Annotated in this window: 3 protein-coding genes and 1 pseudogene; 3 read left to right on the top strand and 1 reads right to left on the bottom strand. The window is 50.2% G+C overall.

The genetic code is table 11. The annotated features are described in order from the left end of the window. On the top strand, positions 1-307 hold a 307-nt coding region (locus AC06ND_RS08770; protein ID WP_475678603.1), incomplete at its 5' end, for a putative PEP-binding protein. 308 nt (positions 308-615) lie between these two features. Continuing rightward, complete coding sequence (locus AC06ND_RS08765; RefSeq protein WP_475678602.1) at positions 616-1,581, top strand: AraC family transcriptional regulator; 966 nt, start codon at positions 616-618, stop codon at positions 1,579-1,581. Here AC06ND_RS08765 and AC06ND_RS08760 read toward each other — a convergent pair. Continuing rightward, the gene (locus AC06ND_RS08760) at positions 1,541-2,068 is read right to left on the bottom strand and encodes an RNA methyltransferase (protein ID WP_475678601.1); all 528 of its coding nucleotides are present in this window, start codon (positions 2,066-2,068) and stop codon (positions 1,541-1,543) included. The genes AC06ND_RS08765 and AC06ND_RS08760 overlap by 41 nt on opposite strands. Positions 2,069-2,151: 83 nt before the next feature. On the opposite strand from AC06ND_RS08760, the pseudogene glyA reads away from it, so the two are divergent. Further along, positions 2,152-2,535 (top strand): annotated as a pseudogene (gene glyA / locus AC06ND_RS08755) (serine hydroxymethyltransferase); the annotation flags it as partial.

The raw sequence follows: 2,535 nt of genomic DNA, 5'->3' as shown, positions 1-2,535 counted from the left end.
GACCTTCGGTTTCTCTCGTGACGATGTCAGCACCTTCATGGGCGACTACCTCAACAACAAGATCCTCGAGGCTGACCCATTCAAGACTCTCGACACCAAGTCTGTCGGTAAGCTCGTCAAGCTTGCTGTAGAGAGCGGCCGTGAGACCCGCGAGAACCTCAAGTGCGGTATCTGCGGCGAGCACGGTGGTGATCCTGCTTCAGTTGAGTTCTGCCACAAGATCGGCCTCAACTATGTAAGGTGCTCTCCATTCCGCGTTCCTATCGCACGCCTCGCAGCAGCACAGGCAGCAATCGTAAACGAGTAATATTGTTTACATAATATCATGAAAGGCTATCGGAGCATCCGATAGCCTTTCTTTTTGTTATCACCAAGAGGTTTCGGCCCTCAAATTTGGCGAGTATGAAAAAATGAGTTACATTTGAGTGTATGTTTGTCAGCCTTATCCAGTTCCTGCCATGCCTCACAAGCCTGGCGCTGGCGCTGATCTATCCCTTTTGGAAAGGGAGGTGGCCAAACGCATGCTTCCACATCCTTGGGTTGATCTGCACTGTCTATTTCTTCGCTGATGCCACGTTCATTACGTTTGGCACGACCCCCGTCACGCTCGTATCGATGGACGTGATAGCTCAGTTTCTATCTTTCTGGATCATACCTGTAGTCGTTTTCTTCCTCTATTCTGAATGGAAGCACAAGATGCCCGACAAGGCTGCATGGCTCTCGCTCATCCCGGGACTCATCATCGGTACGAACTCCATAAGACTTTACCACAAGATTGGACTTGAGAAAGTATCCAGTGCTATACTCAAGTTCTCCGCAAACGGAGGACATATACTACAGAAAACCGACTCGGACCTTCTGGCATTGCACTTTAACAATTACGTGCTCTACCAGGTAATTCTTCTTACGGAAGCCGTGATTGCGATATCACTTATCCTTATATATATAATAAGGAAAAGAAAGGAGGACGGATTCTTCTGCAAGCGCTATGTCGCGATGGCCTCATCAGTGATACTCGCACTCGTGGTCAGCATGGTAAGAGTATACCTCGAGAGAGACTTCATGCTGACACACCCTATCACAAACGCATCCCTGGCAGCGGTCATGGCAATATGCTTCGCCGCCATAGGAAAGCTCTATTACCATAGGGATGCCGTACCTTGCGCAGGAATTCCCGTAGACACGCCGACAAAGAATGACGACAGCGTCATGGAGGCACTCAAGGAAAAGATGATTCTCTACGTGGAGAGAGACAAGGCATATCTCGATCAGGACATCTCGCTTGACAAGGTAGCCACCGCCCTGGGCACGAACAGGACCTACGTGTCGATGCTCGTGAACTCGATGATGGAAATGACCTTCAGGGACTACATAAACGGGCTTAGGATATGCTACGCCAAAGAATATCTCCTGAAAAAGAAAGACGCCAGGATGGAAGACGTGGCGGAGGCCAGCGGCTTCACCTCAGGTCCGCAGTTCTGCAGGAAGTTCAAGGAAATAGTCGGCATGTCGCCTACCGCATGGGTTCACAGCCAGGATCTCACCTTCGATGGAAGTGCCACAGAACAATACCGACAGTAACCGAGACGTTGAGGGAGTGCTTCGTACCGTACTGCGGTATCTCGAGAGAAAAATCTGAAGCATCAACTACGCGCTGATCCACCCCTGCGACCTCATTACCGAAGATCAGGGCGTATTTCGTGTCCGGATCCGGCATGAAAGAATCCATCTTCACTGAATCAACCGTCTGCTCCACGCTGACCACCGTGTAACCTTCAGCCTTGAGCTTCGCAACGGCATCCATGGTGTCGGAAAAATGTTCCCAGGCGACGCTGTCCTCAGCCCCAAGGGCAGTCTTATGTATCTCCGCAGAAGGAGGCGTAGCACATATGCCACAGAGACATAGCCTGTCCACCTTGAAGGAATCCGAGCTTCTGAAAGCAGATCCGACGTTATGGGCACTCCTTACATTGTCGAGTACGACGACCAATCCGGATTCAGGAAGTTCGCGATATTCCTCGGCCGAAACTCGGCGCAATTCCATGTTCAGAAGCTTTCTGTTGCCCATATATTTTGTTCTAAAGATGCCTGCAAAGGTAGGTAAAATGAATAAAAATATTTAAGTTTGTGAATCCAAACAAGAAAAAAGAAATGAAACAGGATCTCCAAATCTTTAGCCTCATCAAGAAGGAAGAAGAACGTCAGACGGCAGGTATCGAGCTCATCGCTTCAGAGAACTACGTCAGCAAGCAGGTGCTTGAGGCACTTGGAAGCGTATGTACTAACAAATATGCAGAGGGTTACCCCGGCGCACGCTATTACGGCGGTTGCGAAGTCGTAGACCAGATCGAGCAGCTCGCGATTGACAGGCTCAAGGAGATTTATGGTGCCGAGTACGCTAACGTACAGCCACACTCAGGTGCACAGGCAAACATTGCTGTCATCATGGCTGTACCCAAGCCAGGCGACACCTTCATGGCTCTCAACGTAGCACACGGCGGTCACCTCACCCCCGGCCCACCAGTAAACACTTCA

This window comes from Candidatus Cryptobacteroides sp., from assembly GCF_056207615.1.
This window is presented reverse-complemented; position numbering and strand designations above follow the sequence as displayed.

What these genes read in the sequence shown, in the direction of transcription:
- AC06ND_RS08765 (WP_475678602.1), top strand. Translation starts at nt 616, where the DNA reads ATGGACGTGATAGCTCAGTTTCTATCTTTCTGGATCATACCTGTAGTC.
- AC06ND_RS08760 (WP_475678601.1), bottom strand. Translation starts at nt 2,068, where the DNA reads ATGGGCAACAGAAAGCTTCTGAACATGGAATTGCGCCGAGTTTCGGCC.